Annotated in this window: 11 protein-coding genes; all 11 read left to right on the forward strand. The window is 62.2% G+C overall.

What is annotated here, in order from left to right:
* Positions 1-18 precede the first annotated feature (18 nt).
* Positions 19-2148: an Ig-like domain-containing domain gene (locus tag BLJ79_RS14530; RefSeq protein ID WP_071215476.1), complete on the forward strand. Its 2130-nt coding sequence runs from the start codon at positions 19-21 to the stop codon at positions 2146-2148.
* Positions 2149-2300: 152 nt separating this feature from the next.
* Positions 2301-5060: a helix-turn-helix transcriptional regulator gene (locus BLJ79_RS14540; RefSeq protein WP_139194887.1), complete on the forward strand. Its 2760-nt coding sequence runs from the start codon at positions 2301-2303 to the stop codon at positions 5058-5060.
* 152 nt (positions 5061-5212) lie between these two features.
* Complete coding sequence (locus BLJ79_RS14545; protein WP_175475486.1) at positions 5213-7309, forward strand: helix-turn-helix transcriptional regulator; 2097 nt, start codon at positions 5213-5215, stop codon at positions 7307-7309.
* Complete coding sequence (locus BLJ79_RS14550) at positions 7306-9948, forward strand: helix-turn-helix domain-containing protein (RefSeq protein ID WP_071215480.1); 2643 nt, start codon at positions 7306-7308, stop codon at positions 9946-9948. Before BLJ79_RS14545 ends, BLJ79_RS14550 begins: the two co-directional genes overlap by 4 nt.
* Before the next feature lie 650 nt (positions 9949-10598).
* On the forward strand, positions 10599-12083 hold the full coding sequence (locus BLJ79_RS14555) for a sugar transferase (RefSeq protein WP_071215481.1): 1485 nt from the start codon (positions 10599-10601) through the stop codon (positions 12081-12083).
* A 9-nt stretch (positions 12084-12092) separates the two neighbouring features.
* Complete coding sequence (locus tag BLJ79_RS14560; protein WP_071215732.1) at positions 12093-13166, forward strand: Gfo/Idh/MocA family protein; 1074 nt, start codon at positions 12093-12095, stop codon at positions 13164-13166.
* Positions 13167-13200: 34 nt separating this feature from the next.
* Entirely contained in the window at positions 13201-14250 is a 1050-nt protein-coding gene (locus tag BLJ79_RS14565) for an NAD-dependent epimerase/dehydratase family protein (protein WP_083411324.1), read from the forward strand.
* Positions 14247-15413 carry a DegT/DnrJ/EryC1/StrS family aminotransferase gene (locus tag BLJ79_RS14570; protein WP_071215482.1) on the forward strand — a complete coding sequence of 389 codons (1167 nt, stop codon included), beginning with the start codon at positions 14247-14249 and terminating at the stop codon, positions 15411-15413. Before BLJ79_RS14565 ends, BLJ79_RS14570 begins: the two co-directional genes overlap by 4 nt.
* 3 nt (positions 15414-15416) lie before the next feature.
* On the forward strand, positions 15417-16106 hold the full coding sequence (locus BLJ79_RS14575) for an acetyltransferase (protein ID WP_071215483.1): 690 nt from the start codon (positions 15417-15419) through the stop codon (positions 16104-16106).
* A gap of 2 nt (positions 16107-16108) precedes the next feature.
* Complete coding sequence (locus BLJ79_RS14580; RefSeq protein WP_071215484.1) at positions 16109-17314, forward strand: glycosyltransferase; 1206 nt, start codon at positions 16109-16111, stop codon at positions 17312-17314.
* Positions 17311-18432: a DegT/DnrJ/EryC1/StrS family aminotransferase gene (locus tag BLJ79_RS14585; RefSeq protein ID WP_071215488.1), complete on the forward strand. Its 1122-nt coding sequence runs from the start codon at positions 17311-17313 to the stop codon at positions 18430-18432. Before BLJ79_RS14580 ends, BLJ79_RS14585 begins: the two co-directional genes overlap by 4 nt.
* Positions 18433-18434: the final 2 nt, after the last annotated feature.

Genomic DNA, 18434 nt, shown 5'->3' on the forward strand with positions numbered 1-18434 from the left:
GGAAACACGAATCGAGTAGTGCTGTTAACAATCGCATTCTTGGGGTTGCTGGTATTCCTTGCTAGCACCATGGGCTACAAGCACATGCCCGATGAAGCTCAAATCGTTTCTCTTTTTCCGCGAGACGGCGCAATATCCGTTTCGCGTGAAGCCGCGGTGGTCGCATGGTTGGACCGACCAATCAACGAAGACTCCAGCCGGATGGGTCTGCTGCTACGTGACCAGCGGGGGAACTCTGTCAATGGCCAACTCGAATTCGGGGTTGATCGCAGATCCATTATTTTTGAGCCCGCGAAGAAACTGGTCCCTGGAAAATATATGGCCTCGGTGCAGGGCGATGCCGCATCCAACAACAGCCGAAGCACTTTGAATACTTGGACCTTTTCCGTTCCCGAAAAATCGTCCCTCGAACTTGGCCCGGGCGGATCGATCCTGCTGGTCATTGATGAAGCCAGTGAACTTGCTTCGCAATATGCCGAGATACTTCGTGCGGAAGGATTGAACAACTTCGAAACCATCTCCATCGATCAGCTAACGCCACAAATCCTGAAAGTCCACGATCTGGTGATCCTGAGTGCTGGACCCGTGGGATCGGTCGCAGCTGGAGCGATCTCCGAGTGGGTCAAGAAAAATAACGGCAACCTCATCGCCATGGAACCGGTGGGACCTATTGCTGAGCTCGCTGGCGTGAAAAACCACGGCACGGAGATTTCCGACGGATATCTTCAAGTCGATACGTCGCAAGCTCCGGGCAATGGCATCGTCGCCGATTCCATCCAATTCCACGGAGAATCGTCCCGGCTGGAGCTGGAGAGTGAAACGCGGGCCGTTGCTACGCTGAGTAGCACCGCGTCGGGATCGCCGAGATCGCCGGCAGTCACGTTGAAACCGGGAACTAACGGGCACGGAAACGTGGCAACATACGCATTCAACCTCGCCAAGTCCACGGTTCTTACACGGCAAGGGAATCCCGCGTGGGCAGGCATGGAACGTGACGGCATTGCGCCCATCCGCCCGAACGACCTATTTTTTGGGGCCGGGGAGCGAGACTACCTGGATCTAGCGAAGGCCCATATTCCCCAGGCCGACGAACACCTGCGGCTACTTTCCAACTTGATCGGCTACATGAACCAAGACAATGGACCGATGCCCAAATTCTGGTACTTCCCGAACTTCTCCAAGGCTGTCTTGGTCATGTCCGCGGACGACCATGGAACGGACAAAGGAACAGCCACAATGTTTGGTCGCCTGAATGAACTCAGTCCGGACGGTTGTCACGTCGAGCAGTGGGAGTGCTTTCGGGCAACGTCTTGGCTGTATCCGGMATCGGGGCTCGCTCCCGATGCCGCCAAGGGCTACACCGACCTCGGGTTCGATATCGGTGCCCATGTGTCCACCGGATGTGAAGACTGGGATGCCAAATCCCTGACGTTGGCCTTCTCACAATCCATGGGCGAATTCCGGAGAAAATACCCTAACCTTCCACCCCAGACAGGGAACAGGTTGCATTGCATCGCCTGGAGCGAGTGGTCAACGCAAGCCAGCATTGAACGAAGCTGGGGGATTCGAATGGACATGAATTATTATTACTGGCCCGGTGACTGGATCCGTGAGCGTGCAGGCTTCATGACAGGCTCCGGTCTGCCGATGCGCTTTAGCGACTCGAACGGCGATCTCATCAATGTGTACCAACAAGAAACACATCTGGTGGATGAGGTCTTCGCAGGGAATCCCGAGGCAGTGGAACGCCTCTTGGACAGGGCTACAGGCTCCGAGGGATTCTACGGAGCATTCGGCACCCACTTTGATTTCAGTACAGGTTTTGATGCCGAACTGATAGAGATCGCCATCCGGAATTCCATTCCAATGGTGTCTGCCAAGCAACTCCTGGATTGGGCCGATGCCCGGAATGCCTCGAGCTTTGAGTCAACAAATTGGAATGAGGGTGAATTGTCGTTCTCGCTGGACATCGATCCCGGGACCCACGGAATGCTCAAAGCCATGCTGCCGACAAAATCCCTCGAAGGTGCATTAACCGGGATCCGTACCAAGGGTGAAGCGATCGATTTCGTGGTTGAAACGGTGAAGGGGGTCGAATACGCAATCTTTGATGCGTCCAGCGGAGCGTACGTGGCGTCCTACCAGTAACCGAGCTCCGGTCGACTCACCAAGCTACAGCCCCTCGGAAGGATCGGGAAATTCCCGAGCGAGGTCCCACCACCGATTTCCTGGGATCCGCGCTCTACCAATCCGATCCCTGCCGTGACAGACTAATCCACGGGAGCAAAGGTGATTGGGCAGTGCAGATCAACGGTTTGGGGACCGCGACATCAGCATCACCACCGAATCATGATCGGGCGACAATGCCGGATCATGAATTTGATTGGGATGTTTTCGCGCATTACGAATTGCTGGAAGAGACTATTGGGGCGGTACTCAATGGTCCCGGTGCCTTGCTTGAGGGGCCCGGCGGGGTCGGCAAGCGTACCCTTGCCAAGGCCGTGATGCTGAAACTGCAAGACAGGACGTTGATCGTCGACCTCGAGCATCCCGAACGCCACCGGACCTCCATGGAACTGGCAAGCAAACTGCGGCGAATCGAACGGCTCGGCGAGGTGGCCCGTTTCCACGAACTCGGAGTAGTCAAGAAGCTCTTGGATTCGAGAGCTGGTGGCCGGCATGTGGTGATCTTCATACCCGCCGGTTTGCGGCTTGGAGCGTCAAGCGTTTCCTTCCTGTCCTCACTGACGCTGGCGAGCAGCATTTCGTTGCTGTGCATCGCCGGCGGGCAGGACGGGACGGAACCCGGGGCGGGAAACGACCTGGGTGCCGCCGTCGACCTGCATCCGGTCAGGCTGCATCCGTTGACCCTGGGCATGACGCACGACCTGCTGGCCAAGGCCTTGGGGGCAGAAATCAGCCGGATTGCCACCTACCAATTGTGGTGCGCTTCGGCGGGGCAAGTACACCTGCTCGCTGCGGTTGCCCTGGACTGGCGCGAACAGGGGTATCTTGATTTCGCGGAAAACTCGTGGGTGGTTCATGGCGTTGCCGGTCCTCCTGGGCCCCGCAGCCGCGGTCTGGTCGTTCAAAAGCTCAGGCGATTCTCGAAGCCGGAGCAACGAGTGCTGCGCATCCTGGCATTCTCCGAGGAAATCCCGCTCAGCCTGCTGGTTGCGCTCAACCCCGCGCAGGCCGTGGATTCAATCTATTCCGAGGGCATGCTGGAGATCCGCGGGATGTATGCGCGCAAGGTGCGGCTGCGCGGGGGGCTGAGCAGCCAGTGCATTGCCGAGGACACTCCGCCTGGCGTCGCGCTGGAGCTGCTCGAGCAAATGTGCAACACGCCCGGGGCCGACGGAGCGCTCACACCGCTGGTCCTGCTGAAGTGGGAACAGGCCTCCGGGATCGACTCCGGCGCCCGGCTCCGGTTGCAGGCGGCGGAGCAGGCCTACGCCGAGGGACAAATCGAACTGTGCCTCCAAATACTGGCGGCGCTCGAAAACGCTCCGGTCGAGGCGCGTTTGTTGGCCCTGGACGCGGCGATCCGCGGTGGTCAACTTGAACGGGCAAGGGAAATGCGCTCGCTTTTACGGCTGGAGCTGGGAGAAGGACTCCCGGTTCCCGGCTCCCGGGGCAATCCGCGCGGCCCAATCGACCGGATCCGCCTGGAGCTGGCTTCGACGGTTCTTGAGTCGCTGAGCCCCGATGCACCAACCGATGCCTTCCAGCAGGGAATGAAGCGCACTAGGGTCGATATCGATGCGTGCCTCTCCGGGGAACCGGAAAACCGGGAGGGTTTCCTCGTGCTTCGAGGCAGGCTCGATCTCATGGGAGCCGAAACCAGCTTCTTGCTGGGTGAACGATTTGACACCGGCGGGACACCGTACATCCACCCACTGCTGGGCAGGCACGAGCAGCTAAGGTGGCAGTGCTTCCAGAACCTGCACTCGGTGCGCCGTGGCGAGGTCAGGGAAGGGATCAGACGCGGACGCGAACTGCTTTTCTCGTTGCGGCAGGAGTCGCTCCCGCCGGTCGTTGGACAAAGCATCAAGCTGCATCTCGTTGACCTGTATCTGCTCTCCGGTGAATGGAAAAATGCCTTCGAGCTCATTGCTGCGGCGTGGATCGGTGGGGAGGGATCCCCCCGGCTCACCGATGTCAATGGGTTGTACTCGTCGCTCAAAAGCGTGCTGAGCGGGCGTCCGCGGGAGGCGCTGGAGCTGATGACCGTCGAGATCGAGCAGTTGCGGACGGTAGATACCGCCGGGTACCTGCCGCTGGCGATTGCCGCGGCGGCGGTGGCGGCCTCATTCCTGGACCGGGAAACAGCCGAGCGCTACCTCGCGGAACTTGATGCCATGCCTGCTGTGGCCGATTGGGTGTCCGGGCAGACGATTGCCATGTTGCGAGCCGAGGCGCTCTTCCACCTTGGCCATGCGGGCGAAGCGGTATCCTGCCTGCTTGCCGGTGCTATCGCGAGCGCCGCACACGGCGACCTCAGCCTTGAGCTGGCCCAGCGGATGTCCTTGCTGCGCATGGGCCACCGGGAAAGCGATGCCCAACTGCTTGAATGCGCGCAACAGATCGATGGGCCGGTGGCGGAACTTGTGGCCGCATTGGTGCGAAGCCTTGAGGGAAACAACCGCGAATTGCAGCGGGAAGTGCTCGGCGCCCTCCGCGCCTTGGGCCATCGCTCATTTACCGATTCAATTGAGGTAATGCTTGTCCGATCCGGATCCGACATCGAATTGACACCCTGGAAAGTCGCTTATGAGCGTGCGGGCTCATCTCTGGGTGTGTCCGGCAGAAGCTCGGCAAGCAGTGTCCTTTCCTTGTTGACCCAGCGGCAGCGGATGATCGTGGCGGAAGCTGCCACCGGCGCCAGCAACCGTGAGATCGCAAACAGGTTGCAGCTGAAAATTCGGACAGTTGAGGGCCATCTCTACCAGATTTACCAGCGACTCAATGTGGGTTCCCGCGAGGGGCTGATCCAGATTTTTCTGGATTCGATTCCCGGTTCCGACCTGGAAGTCGCCGCTGAGGGATGGAGTACTTAAGTACCGAAGGCAAGACGAATGAGTGGACTAAGTGTCGTCGCTACTGATGCGTGGTCCGTAGAGACGCCGTAGGATGATCACAGAGCCGCCATGGAAGTACTTGGGGAAGGTCCATGGCTGGTTTAACCGGAATTGGGGAACGGGTGAACAGCATGATGGAACTTTCTTGGCATGCAGAAATTTCGAATAATGCCGAGGTATCTGGACAATCGATCTTTGCCGAACTACTTGGGGACTCACCACGAAGGCAGGGCCTGAGGGAGCTGCAGACGGCACTGGGTGACGCCCAGACCAGTTCGATCGTGTTGCTTGGGGAGCACGGCGATGATCGGGCGCCCTTGGTGCGCGCAATCCAGCGAAACGATTTGGGGCGGGCCGAGCCGATCCATGTCATCGGTACTCCGTATGCGCAGCATCTCACTTACGGGGCCTTGGCTTTCCTGCTCGCGCAGCTGGAGGCAAACGAGGAAATTAGCCCGGCCAATGTCATGCGGGTGATTTCAAAACACGTCACCACCCACGGCCAGCGGCCGGTTGTCGTGGTGCAGTACCCCCGACTGTTGGACGCTCAGTCCCGGGCGGTTCTCGCCCAGATGACCCACAACAGAAGCATTCTCTTGGTCGTCTTGACCGAACAGGCCGAGTTCCTGCCGCCTGAGTTCGCCCCCGTCAGCAGCGGTCGTGGACATCGCGAAATCCGGCTCGGAGCACTTCGCATCGACGAAGTCCAGGCAGCCCTGCAAAAAGAATTTGATGCCGTTCCCACACCCATGGCGACGGCGGCCATGTGGCGCCAAAGCCAAGGCAACCCGGGCTGGTTGCATGCCTTGGGCCAGGACGCGATTGCCAGTGGGAAGCTGCTTGTCCACGAGGGACATTTGGTGCTGGGCCCAAGGCCCTGGCCGCGGGATGGCCAATTGGAGTCGATGGCCCTGTCGCAAATAGCGATTCTCACCGTTTCGCAGAGGAACTTGTTGGAGCGGATTGCAGTCGAGCAACCCATGCACATCCGTGGGCTGGCGAACGACGAGCTCATGGACCTCGACCACCTCATTGGCTGGGGGTTTGCCCAACGGGATCGAGAACACCGGCAGCTGGTGGTGCTCAGCTCCCAGCTCCTGGCGGGAGTACTTCATCCGGAATCACGCGTCGACGTCCATGGGGGGGACGCCGGGTCGTTGTCCGTCGAGGGGAACTTCCATGATTTCATCGCCGGGGAGTCACGCGTGGTGAATGAGCTTTCCAATAGCTCTGAAGACTCTGCCCGGAACCTGGGTGCGCTGTTGGTGCAACTTCGGAAGTGCCTGCTTTGCGGGGAGATGCAGCGGGCAAATGCGTACCTGAAATGCATCGTCAACGAATTTTTGGAGAATATCTCCCCTGCGCTATTCGAACTCCTCGTCATGGTCAATTGCATCTTGAATATCGTTGGTGACAGGCCCGGAAACGACCGAAAGGTACTGGAATCGGTGCTTGCGCAATTCGAGCAGGATGACGCGGGCCATGACCGTTGGCTTGTGAAATCGATGCTGTTCCACCTGCGCACTAAGGACGAGCCGGCTTCCTGCAACGCCCTCGACTTCCAGGAACGTTGGAGCAAGGCCCGCTGGTGGTTCAGCGACCTTCTTGCCTCCGTTGATGCCGATGCCTCAGCGGTTTCCCTCAATGGCTCGCCGCTGCGGGGGTCCACAAAGTGCGAGACAATGGATGCCCTGGTCGCCTTGCATCATGGGGCGACGATCGACGGACCGCCTCCCGCTCACGCACATCCCGCAGCTGAGTCGAACGTGGCAAAAGCCATCGACCTGCTGCTCGCGGGAACCAACGGGAACCGGGAAAAGAGCGTCTTGGATGCGCTGGACCTTCTTGTCGGCGACGATCTGTCAATTTTTGCCTTGCCCAGGTCCAACCGCATCCTTGCCGGCATATCGGTCGCGGGGCGGTTGGCCGTTGCGGGTTGGCTGAAGCAGCGCAGAAAGGGAAATGCGGTGCGTTCGGGCACCGAAGATGTAGAGCTCATGATGCGGGACAATCCCGTGCTGGAGGTCCTGACCAAGCGAGAAAAATTCGTTGCAAGTGCCGCGGCCCAAGGAATGAACAACCAGCAGATCGCACGCGACGCCGGTGTTTCGATTCGCACCGTGGAAGGGCACCTTTACCAGATATATTCCAAGCTGGCCTTGGGAGGACGGCGGGAGTTGAGCACCCTCGTCGCGACACTACGGGTAGATGACCGAGTTGCCCCATGAGAATTCCCGGTCTCGAGCCCGACCAGGCTCCTGCGCGCGATCTTCGGCAGGAGCTGCGCGAGTTGCTGGACCGAACGGGATCCACGGGCGTTGTCGTTTCCGGACCGATCGGAAGCAGAAAGAGGCAGTTGCTCCTGGAAGTGTTGGGAGAGGAACTCGCGAATGCGGTGCACTTGCTTTGTTCCCCCGTACTGGGTGAAAGTGCCTTCGGGGCTCTTTCGCCTTTGCTCATAGAATTCGATGGACATCTGGGCGAACTGGAGCTGCTGCGCTACCTCACACAGCGACTCGAATCGACCACGGGTTCCAAGCAATTGGTGGTAGTTGAAGAAGCCCAATTCCTCGACGCCGCGAGCGCCTTCGTGCTCTCGCAATTGGCCTTGGCCGGAACCATCAAACTCATCTTGCTGGCCGTGGGTGACGGCCACATTGATACGGTGGTGGCGAGCACCCAGCTTGGTGCCAGATTAGGTCACCTTTCATTGAGTGCTCTTACACCCAGTGAAGTGGCCGAGTACGTACAACGATTCTTTGGGAAGCCGCCCACCGGCACCTCGGCCAAGGCGATTGCATCAATATGCGGTGGAAACCCCATGCTGATTGACGCATTCCTACGGGCCGCGATTGAACAAGGCCTCTTCGTGGAGTCACCCGACTGGTTGGTGCTGACTCGACCGCAGGTGAATGATCGCGTTCACCTGAGTTCCGTGGTCTCGGAAATCCAAAAGCGGCTTAATGCTGATGATGCCGAGGCGCTGGAAATCCTTGCCCTGGGAGGACCCGCCGAAGCGAAGACACTTCAGCATTTCTCGGGCACCAACTTGGGACGGCTCGTGGGAACAGGTCTTGTTCGCTATATCGATGATTCAAGAATCGAGGTATCTGCGCCGATATACGCTCACGCATTGCGCGACCTGGTCCCACCCGGGAGAAGCGCAGCCCTGTGGGAACGCTTTTCATCGCAGGTCTCGGAAATGGTTACGTCCCCGAAGGCCCTGCTGTGGGCCTGCGAAAGCGGTGAGATCGTCTCCTACGAGAGATTCGTGGACGCCATTGACCTTGCCAACAAGAACCTGGATTTCATCGAGGCCTGGGAACTTTGCCAACTCACGGGAGTTTGGGAAGAAGATCCCTTCCTTGCGCTTCTTGCCGCGCGCTCCATGCTGGGCATGGGACAACACCAGTTACTCACGGAAACCATCAGGCACGCGCTGACACAGACGACGGACCTTGCATTGATCAGCGAGCTCAAATCGGTGGAGGCAAGTTCACTGTGGCAGGAAGGCGAATCCGCCAACGACATCGGCTCGCTGGTCAGCGATTGGGCGCAACGCACCGAAACCATTGCCTCCGGAGGGTCGAGGCAGGAAGCAGGGGCCCTCGAAAAATCCCTGTTCGGGATCGAGGTCTTGAACCTGTGGCTGGAATTTGGGGCGCGGGAAGATCTTCTATCACTCCTGGATCATGCCCTGGAATGCGAACGACGGAGCATCGCCGGGAGCGTGGAATTCCTGAACTGCCGCGACGTGCGCTGCCGGGTGCTTCTGGACCTGGGCAGGTTCGTTGAAGCGGCCGATGCCGCCCTCGAGGCGGTGGACCTGATTCGCGCAAGTTCGGAAGTTGAATCGATGGACGGCTACCAATTCATGACAACCGCGCTGAGGGCATTGATCGCGGTGGGGGATTACGACGCCGTGGGGACAATTGCCTCGTACCGGGAGTCGGCCCATCCGAGCCTGCAGATGCACTGGAGCGGCACACTGCATCTTTGGGCGGGCTTCGCGGCTGTTCAGCAGGGACGCTGGCAACGCGCCGGACGGCTGCTGTCCGAAGCTCGTGCGGAGCTCGCCATCAACGATCCGGACCAACTGCATGAATTGGCCGAGGCCCTGGGGGTCTACGAAGACGCGCAGCTTCACGGGGCCGCGGCCCGGCAGGTACCCGAATACCGGGAAACCGCGCTACGGCGTGGTTACCACGGACTTGGAAACGAAGACGCAATGCTCCTCGCCGAAGGCTATCTGGCCTTGGCATCGTCCCCGGCCAACACGGACCGACTGAACCAGCTCATTGATCGTGCCAAGCGAGAACGGCACGCGCACACCGAACACCAATTGCTGCTGATGCGTTGGCAGATGGGGCTTTCCACCGCCGCCGGACCCACTGGCTGCGGGCGGCTGCGGCAATTGAGTGTCAAGGGCGTTTCGCAAAGAAGCAATGCACTGGCGGCGGCACTCGAGCTGACTACCTCGGCGGGGACGGAAATGATCGACCAAGTGGCAGAAGAGCTGTTCTCGGTGGGCGAAACGGGATTGGGCGCGGAGCTGTTGGCCTCATCTCTGCACGAGCTCACTGCAGAGGGCAATGAACGCCGCCGCGGGCTCGTTCTTCGTCGTTTGGCCATTTGGATCCAGGAACTGGGCGGGACTGCCTGGGGACCGCTGCGACCGGTGGTGCGTGAGAGAAGCTTGACCCGACGCGAGGAAGAAATCATCTCGTTGGTTCGAGAGGGAAAAAGCAACAAGGAAATTGCTCGAAAACTGACGGTGTCCCAGCGGACCGTGGAAGGTCATTTGTATCGGGTTTTTGCCAAGCTCGGCATCAGCGGCCGGGAAGAACTGGGCGCGACAGAAACGTAGCTTCCTGCGCTCGCTTCATGGCCGGCACCGCCGTGGCCATGCCGCGAATTTCACCGAGTAGCCACGAGCCGGAAACCGCGTAGTGTCCGGCCGAGAATCAGGTAGGACGTACGCGTGAGACCGCGGCGGCCCCTGCCTAGTATTTGAGTTACCCCGAGGGATTCTGTTCCCGGCAGAGACCGTGTCAGGTGCCCCCGCCTGAAACACGGTTCCGGAGCCGGAACACGGCAAGGGGGCAAGTGGTCCCCACGAGTGGGGCATCACTTGAACATCAGGACTGGAGTCGGCGGTTGGCGATCCGCTTTCGGGCGTGATCGACCCCCCAGCAACCGCCGGCTCCTTCCGTAAAAAACCTCCCCGGTGCGTTGTGCCGGAGTTTTTCATTGCCCGGGGATCCACCGCTTGCCCCTTGTGGGTCGGTACGTACGTAAGACCCGAGTGTCTACTTGGCTCCTCGCGGAGTCGAATCGAGTAGTCGTTTACGCGTGTACCCGGAAGGAGCCAGAACTAGGCTCGACACAGATCGACATTGGGGAATTGATAAAACCTGTAGGACAAAACTTGGGGACTTGGGGAACAATGTACAGCGCATTTTATTCGCGTGTGCGGGCAACTTCCATGAGCCCGTTTCATGGCGAAGGACCACTCACATGACCAATATCAACGAGTCATTCGATGCAGCCTCGCGCTGGTGGCCGGTGAGCGCCAATGTGCGGGCCCGCACCGGAGCGGTGACGGTCGAAGCACCCGCCAGGGAGTGGCGACGCAGATTCACGTGGCGACTGACCGCAACGGACGTGGCAACCATCGTGTTCGTATCCGCCCTCGGTTCGACGATCTTTCCCGGAGTCGCGAACACAGGGAGGCTAGAGATATCCGTTGCTGCCTTGTTCTGGATGCTCTTGCTTGCGCTCTATCGAACCCGCTCATTGCAGCGCATCGGCGCAGGCGCCATGGAGTACAAGCGCGTTGTCGATGCCACGGCAGTTGCCGCCGGCTGGACCGCCATGGCCATCATCCTCACCAACTCACTGGAGAACCGCTGGATCCTCATGGCCGTCTATCCCGTCGGGCTGCTGGCGCTGCTGCTGGAGCGGTGGCTCTGGCGCCAATGGTTGACGCGGCAAAGCACCAAGTCCGGGCACTACCTGTCCCACGTCGTGGTCGTCGGTCAGAACCCGGATATCCGATACGTCACCGACCGGCTCGCCCAGCACTCCGGCGCGGCCTACAAGGTCGTGGGAGCGGTCTACGACGAAGAAGCGGTGCCCGGGCACGGTGCGGCCTACCTGCAACGCGCGGGCCTGGCCAACCTGGAAAACGTCGTGGCCAGTACGGGAGCCGATGCCGTCATCGTCGCCGGTTCGCTCCGTGCCGGAAACGAAGCGATCCGCAAGCTGGGATGGCGCTTGGAAGAATCACGCACCCAGATCATCCTGGTCTCGAGTTTGACGAACGTCGCCGGCCCCCGCATCAGGATGCGCCCGGTCGAGGGCTTGCCACTGATGCACGTGGACCTGCCCAACTTCGACGGCGGGCACCACGTGGTCAAACGCGCCATGGATATCGTTTTGTCGGGAACCGCGCTGATCCTGCTCGCTCCGGTGCTGGCCGTCCTGGCACTCATCGTCAGGAAAGACAGCGAAGGACCGGCCTTCTTCTCCCAGTATCGGGTTGGCCGCAGCGGTGAACCGTTCAAGATGTACAAGTTCCGCTCGATGGTGGTTGATGCCGAGGACCAGCTGGAAAGCCTCCAAGAGCAAAATGAGGGCCACGGATACCTCTTCAAGCACAAGGCCGACCCGAGGATCACCGGCGCGGGCAGGTGGATGCGGAAGTATTCCCTCGATGAATTGCCCCAGCTGTTTAACGTCCTCAAGGGCGACATGTCCTTGGTGGGCCCCCGTCCGCCATTGGCGAGCGAAGTGGCCCAGTACGAAGGGGCCACCGAACGGCGCCTGTACATCAAGCCAGGCGTCACGGGATTGTGGCAGACCCGCGGACGTTCGGACCTGCCAATGGATGAAAGCATCCGCCTCGATTTGTACTACGTGGAGAACTGGTCGGTGACCGGGGACCTCATGATCATGTGGCGGACCGTGAAGGTCATGATCAAACCGGAAGGTGCATACTAAATGTCGAACATGGGTCAACCGTTGAACATCGCGGTCATTGGGGCCGGATACTGGGGACCGAATCTGGCCCGCAACCTTTCCGCCTCGCCGTTGTGGAACCTGGTGGCGATCTGCGACCTGGACACCGAGCGTGCCACGGCACTGTCCGCCAAGGTGGGCCACCCCGCGGTGGTTCCGGATGTCACCGAACTGCTCGAGGAACATGCACTCGACGCCGTCGCCATCGCCACGCCCGCCCGCACCCACTCGGCCATTGCCATGGCCGCACTGATGGCCGGAAAGCATGTGCTGGTGGAAAAGCCCTTGGCCGATCGCGGGACCGCCGGCCAGGAAATGGTCGACACCGCACACGACCGCGGGCTGGTGCTGATGGCGGACCACACGTATTGCTACACCCCTGCGGTGATGAAGATGCGTCAGCTCATTGCCGACGGAGACCTGGGGGAGATCCTCTACATCGATTCGGTCCGCATCAACCTGGGGCTGATCCAGCCCGACGTGGACGTGTTTTGGGACCTGGCGCCGCATGACCTGTCAATCCTGGACTTCATCCTTCCCGAGGGGCTTAGTCCCTTGACGGTGACGGCGCAGTCGGCCGACCCGCTCGGGGCCGGGAAGGCCTGCGTGGGATACCTGTCCCTGCCGCTGCCCGGCGGCGGGCTGGCACACATCCACGTTAACTGGCTCAGCCCGACCAAGATCAGGCGCATGGTGGTCGGCGGGTCCAAGCGGACCTTGGTGTGGGACGACCTGAACCCGCAGCAGCGCCTGAGTATCTACGACCGCGGTGTTGACCTGCAGGCCCAGGAACTGACCAACGAGGACAGCGCCCACCGGCGCAACGCCTCGATCTCCTATCGCCTGGGCGACACCTGGTCCCCGGCGCTTGACGAATTCGAGCCATTGGGGGCGATGGTGAAGCAGTTCCACTCCAGCATCAGCCAGGGCCTGGCATCGCCGACCGACGGCCGGGCGGCGATGCGGGTCCTTTCGGTCCTGGAGGCCACCAGCCGCAGCCTTGCCAAGGGCGGCCGCCGAGCTCGGGTGCAAGGAGAAGCGCTGCGCCTCGAAGTAGCCAAATAAGCACACGGAAAGCACAAGAAAAACTGGGGGCATCATGAACAAGGACATCACAGGCGGCCGTGCCGTGAACACGGACGTCCTGGCAGGTGGGAAATACCTGGTCACCGGCGGTGCGGGAACCATCGGCTCGGAAGTCGTCGACCAGCTGCTGGCCGCCGGGGCCGGGCAGGTGGACGTGCTGGACAACCTGGTCCGCGGCCGGCGCAGCAACCTGGCCGGGGCACTGGCAACGGGACGTTGCACCCTCGTGGAGGGGGACCTGGCCGACACGAAGCTGGTGGGCGAGCTGGTGGAGGGCAAGGACGTCGTCTTCCACCAGGCAGCCATCCGCATCACCCAATGCGCCGAAGAGCCGCGCCTGGCCCTGGAAGTGCTGGTCGATGGGACATTCAACGTCCTGGAAGCGGCCGCGCGCGCCAAGGTGCCCAGGCTCGTTGCGGCCTCCAGCGCCTCGGTCTATGGCCAGGCCGAGAACTTCCCCACCACCGAGCGCCACCATCCCTACAACAACGACACCTTCTACGGAGCCGCAAAGACCTTCAACGAAGGGATGCTGCGCGCGTTCCGGGCCATGTACGGCACCAACTACGTCGCCCTGCGCTACTTCAACGTCTACGGGCCGCGCATGGACGTGCACGGCGCCTACACCGAGGTGTTGGTTCGCTGGATGGAACGCATCGCCGACGGGCTGCCGCCGCTGATCTTCGGCACCGGGGACCAAACCATGGACTTCGTGTTCACCCGGGACATTGCCCGCGCCAACCTCCTGGCTGCCGCCAGCGGCATCAACGAGGGCACCTACAACATCGCCAGCGGCACCGAGACCAGCCTGCTGGGGCTCGCCGAGGCGCTGCTGAAGGTCATGGGATCGGACCTGGAGGTGGAGCACGGGCCCGAACGCGCCGTCAACGGGGTTGCCCGCCGTCTGGCCGACACCTCGGCGGCGCAACGCGATCTCGGGTTCAGCGCCAAGGTGGGGCTCGAGGAAGGCCTGCGCAGGCTCGTCACCTGGTGGGAACCGCTGCGCGAGGAAGTCGCTGCCGGACGCCTGGCCGGGTCCAAGACGGGGGCGGGGCTGAAATGAACACCGTCCCGACGGTCGCCGCACCGTCAGCCCTAGAACGCATCAATGTCATGAAGCCTTGGCTGGGCGAGGAGGAAGCCCAAGCCATCGCCGAGGTCGTGGCCTCCGGTTGGGTGGCCCAGGGCCCAAGGACCGCCGCCTTCGAAAAGGCGTTTGCCAAGCACCAAAGGGTGGCACACGCGGTTGCCACCTCAAGTTGCACCACCGCGCTGCACCTGGCATTGCTCGTGGCGGGGGTGAAGGCCGGAGACGACGTTCTGGTTCCCTCCTTCTCCTTCATCGCCACGGCCAACGCGCCGACCTATGTGGGTGCGCACCCCGTCTTCGTCGACGTGGAAGCCGGCACCGGAAACGTCAGTGTTGAAACCCTCGAGCGGGGATTGACCGTGGCGACGACCGCCGTCATCGTCGTGGACCAGGGTGGCATTCCTGTCGATTTGTCGCCCATCCGCCACTGGTGCGACGGACACGGGTTGAAACTCATCGAAGACGCCGCATGCGCCGCGGGATCCACCTACCGCGGTGAACCGGTCGGTCGCGGGGCGGATGTCACTGCCTGGTCCTTCCACCCCCGCAAGCTGCTGACCACCGGCGAAGGCGGGATGCTCACCACGAACAACGAGGCATGGGCCGCCCGAGCCCGGACCCTGCGTGAACATGCCATGGGAGTCTCCGCGGCCGAACGCCACTCTGCGCTCGTCGCCCCGGCGGAAAGCTATGCGGAGATCGGCTACAACTACCGCATGACCGACATGCAGGCGGCCATGGGCCTGGTGCAGCTGGGCAAGCTGGACGCGATGGTGGCCCGCCGCTGCGACCTGGTGCAGCGGTACCGGGACGCGCTGGAGGTGATCGCCGGGTTGGAACTGGTGCGGGACCCGGAACACGGAACTTCCAACTTCCAGTCCTGCTGGCTCGAGGTCCTGCCCGAATACCCGCTGGATCGCGAGGGACTGCTCGAACACCTGGGCCGGCTCGGGATTTCCGCCCGACGCGGCATCATGGCCGCGCACCTGCAACCCGCCTACGCCCACCTGGCCAGCGGCGGACTGCCGGTGACGGACCGGCTGACCCGAAACACGCTGATACTGCCCCTGTACCACCAGCTCTCCGACACCGACCAGCAACGCGTCATCGACGCACTGGCAAACCCCAAGGAATAGGCCATGTCTCGGATATTGCTGCTGGCCGCCGGGGGACTGGCACGGGAGACCGCTTCCTCGATCGCTGACACAGGCGACCACGAGGTCGTTGGCATGCTCGATGACTCCCCGGCACTGCAGGGCGTCCTGGTGGCCGGGGTCCGAGTGCTCGGCGGCATCGACCTGGCCGCCGGACGCAGCGAGCTGCTGCTAGTGTGTGCCGGCAACGGCCAGATTCGCCGCGGCATCGTGCACCGGCTGCGGATGCTGGGAGTCGGACCGGAACGATACGCCGGCCACGTAAGCCGCAGCGCCAGCATCGGCGCCAGATGCTCACTGGGCCCCGGCAGCATCGTCCTGCCCGGGTGCGTATTGACCTGCGATGTCCGCATCGGGGCGCACGTGGTGCTGATGCCCCGGGTGGTACTGACCCACGACAACCACCTGGGAGACTATGCGACCCTGGCCGCCGGCGTCGTCCTGGGTGGGGGAACCCGCATCGGGGCCGCCGCCTACCTGGGGATGAACGCCAGCGTGCGGCAGGACCTGGACGTCGGGGACGGGGCGATCCTTGGCATGGGCGCCGTGCTGCTCCAGGACCAGCCGGCCAATTGCACCTGGGCCGGCAATCCGGCGCACCGGCTGGGACCGGCACCATGCAACACTTCGAACATGCAGCGCCATGCGCTGGCCGAGACAGCGGGGGAGCGATAGCCATGAAGATCCTGGTTTGTCCACACCACATGGGCATGGGAGGATCCCAGCTCAATGCCATCGAACTGGCCGGGAAGGTCAGGGAGCTTGGCCATGAGGTGGTCATCTACGCCCCGGACGGGGTGCTGGTGTCCATGGTCCGGGATCTGGGCATTCCCTATGCCGAGGCGCCCGACAGCGGGAACACCAAGCAATGGCGCCACGAACTGAACAGGCTCATCGACGAACACCGCATCGACGTGGTCCACGCCTACGAATGGGGACCCAGCCTCGCGGCAAGCTTCTCGGCGGGAATCCGCAACAGCACCCCCGTGGTGGCCTCCGTCATGTCCATGCAAGTGCCCGAATTCCTGCCCCGGCATCTGCCCATTATCGTGGGGACACCGGCACTGGCCACCGAACTGGTCTGGCAGCAGCGCACCGCGTTCCTGCTGGAACCACCCGTGGATGTGCAAGCCAACACCACCCGCGACGCAGCCACGGCCCGCAGGCACCTTGGCATAGCCGACGGTGAACTGGTCGTCTCGGTGGTCTCCATGCTGAGCACCGAGCTGGAGAAACTGCAGGGCATCCTCAGCGCCATCGCGTTGGTCGACCGCCTGGCCGAAGAACACCCGGTGCGCCTGCTGATCGCCGGGGACGGGCACGGCATGGCACAGGTGCAGGAACGTGCCTGGGAGGTCAACAAGGCTCACGGGCGCATAGTCGTTGATGCGCTTGGCTATCTCGAGGATCCGCGCCCCGCCTACGCCGCCGCCGACATCGTCGTGGGCATGGGCACCTCGGCCATCAAGGGCATGGCCCACGCCAAGGCGCTGGTCATACAGGGGGAAGCCGGCTACTGGCAGACCCTCACCGAACAAAGCGCCGAGCACTTCCTGTCCAATGGATGGTTCGGGTACGAGGGTCGCGGGGTCGCGGACCTCGAAGCAGCACTTTTGGCCCTGTTCTCCGATCCCGACCTGCGCGAGCGGTTGGGTGCCTTCGGCCGCTCCTTGGTCGAGTCCCGCTACAGCCTGGAACGCAGCGCCAATGAACTGGTCAAGATCTATTTCGACCTGCTGGCCCATCGAGGCAGTACCTCGACCGGAACGCGCGCCCGCTCCCTGCTGCGCTCGGCCTTTGAAGTTTCGCGGTTCCGCTCCGCAATGAAATCCGGGGCACCGACCGACCGCGAAAAGTGGAGCCACAGCGGGGTAACGCTATGAACACCGAACCAGCCATGCGCAGCATTCCCCTGGTGGACCTGCGGGCGCAGCAAGCGGAAGTCAACGACGAAGTCACCGGGGGGCTTGCCGAGGTCTTTGGCAACACCTCGTTCATCGGCGGACACCAGGTGGCTGAATTCGAACGTGCCTATGCGGATTTCCTCGGGGCACGGCACTGCCTCGGGGCCAGCAACGGAACCGACGCACTGGAGCTCGCGTTGCGTGCCGCCGGCATCGAGGCAGGGGACGAGGTCATCCTGCCGGCCAACACGTTCATTGCCACTGCCGAAGCCGTCTGCCGCATCGGTGCCGTTCCGGTGCTCGTCGACGTCGACCCCGAGTACCTGCTCATCGACCCGGCCGCCGTGGAGCGGGCCGTCACCGAGCGGACCCGGGCCATCATGCCGGTGCACCTCTACGGCCAGAGCGCCTTCATCGAGGCGCTCGAGCCCATGGCCGCAGCCCACGACCTGGCCATCATCGAGGACGCCGCCCAGGCCCAGGGCGCGAGACGGCATGGGCGGGCCGCCGGAACCATCGGCCTTGCCGCGGGCACCAGCTTCTACCCGGGCAAGAACCTCGGTGCGGCCGGCGACGCCGGGGCCGTGATAACCAACGACCCGGCGCTCGCCGAACGCGCAAGGATCCTCGGGGCGCACGGAAGCGCAGCCAAGTACGAGCACGACGTGGTGGGCTTCAACGCCCGCATGGACACCGTCCAGGCCGTGGTGCTCAACGCCAAGCTCAAAAAGCTTTCAGGCTGGAATGCGCAGCGCAGGCTCGCCGCCGAGCGGTATGCCGAACTGTTGCATGGGCTTCCGGGAGTCGTGGTTCCGCGCAGCGCCCCCGGCAACGAAGACGTCTGGCACCTGTATGTCATCCGGGTGCCCGAGCGCGACCGGGTGCTGAAGGCGTTGAACGAGGCGGGCATCGGGGCGGGGATCCACTACCCCTATCCGCTGCACCTGACCAAGGCATTCGCGTCGCTGGGACAGCCTGCGGGCAGCTTCCCCGTCTCGGAGCTCGCGGCAACCCGTATCCTGTCGCTGCCGCTGTATCCGCACATCACCGCAGAACAGCAGCAACGAGTCGTTGAAGCACTAAGCCTGGCGTTGTAAGG

It is taken from the genome of Arthrobacter sp. UCD-GKA (assembly GCF_001863355.1).
Lineage (GTDB): Bacteria > Actinomycetota > Actinomycetes > Actinomycetales > Micrococcaceae > Paeniglutamicibacter.

Bases quoted from the DNA above. Each gene is read 5' to 3' on its own strand.
- BLJ79_RS14545 (WP_175475486.1), top strand. From the start codon at position 5,213: ATGATGGAACTTTCTTGGCATGCAGAAATTTCGAATAATGCCGAGGTA.
- BLJ79_RS14550 (WP_071215480.1), top strand. From the start codon at position 7,306: ATGAGAATTCCCGGTCTCGAGCCCGACCAGGCTCCTGCGCGCGATCTT.
- BLJ79_RS14555 (WP_071215481.1), top strand. From the start codon at position 10,599: ATGACCAATATCAACGAGTCATTCGATGCAGCCTCGCGCTGGTGGCCG.
- BLJ79_RS14560 (WP_071215732.1), top strand. From the start codon at position 12,093: ATGGGTCAACCGTTGAACATCGCGGTCATTGGGGCCGGATACTGGGGA.
- BLJ79_RS14565 (WP_083411324.1), top strand. From the start codon at position 13,201: ATGAACAAGGACATCACAGGCGGCCGTGCCGTGAACACGGACGTCCTG.
- BLJ79_RS14570 (WP_071215482.1), top strand. From the start codon at position 14,247: ATGAACACCGTCCCGACGGTCGCCGCACCGTCAGCCCTAGAACGCATC.
- BLJ79_RS14575 (WP_071215483.1), top strand. From the start codon at position 15,417: ATGTCTCGGATATTGCTGCTGGCCGCCGGGGGACTGGCACGGGAGACC.
- BLJ79_RS14580 (WP_071215484.1), top strand. From the start codon at position 16,109: ATGAAGATCCTGGTTTGTCCACACCACATGGGCATGGGAGGATCCCAG.
- BLJ79_RS14585 (WP_071215488.1), top strand. From the start codon at position 17,311: ATGAACACCGAACCAGCCATGCGCAGCATTCCCCTGGTGGACCTGCGG.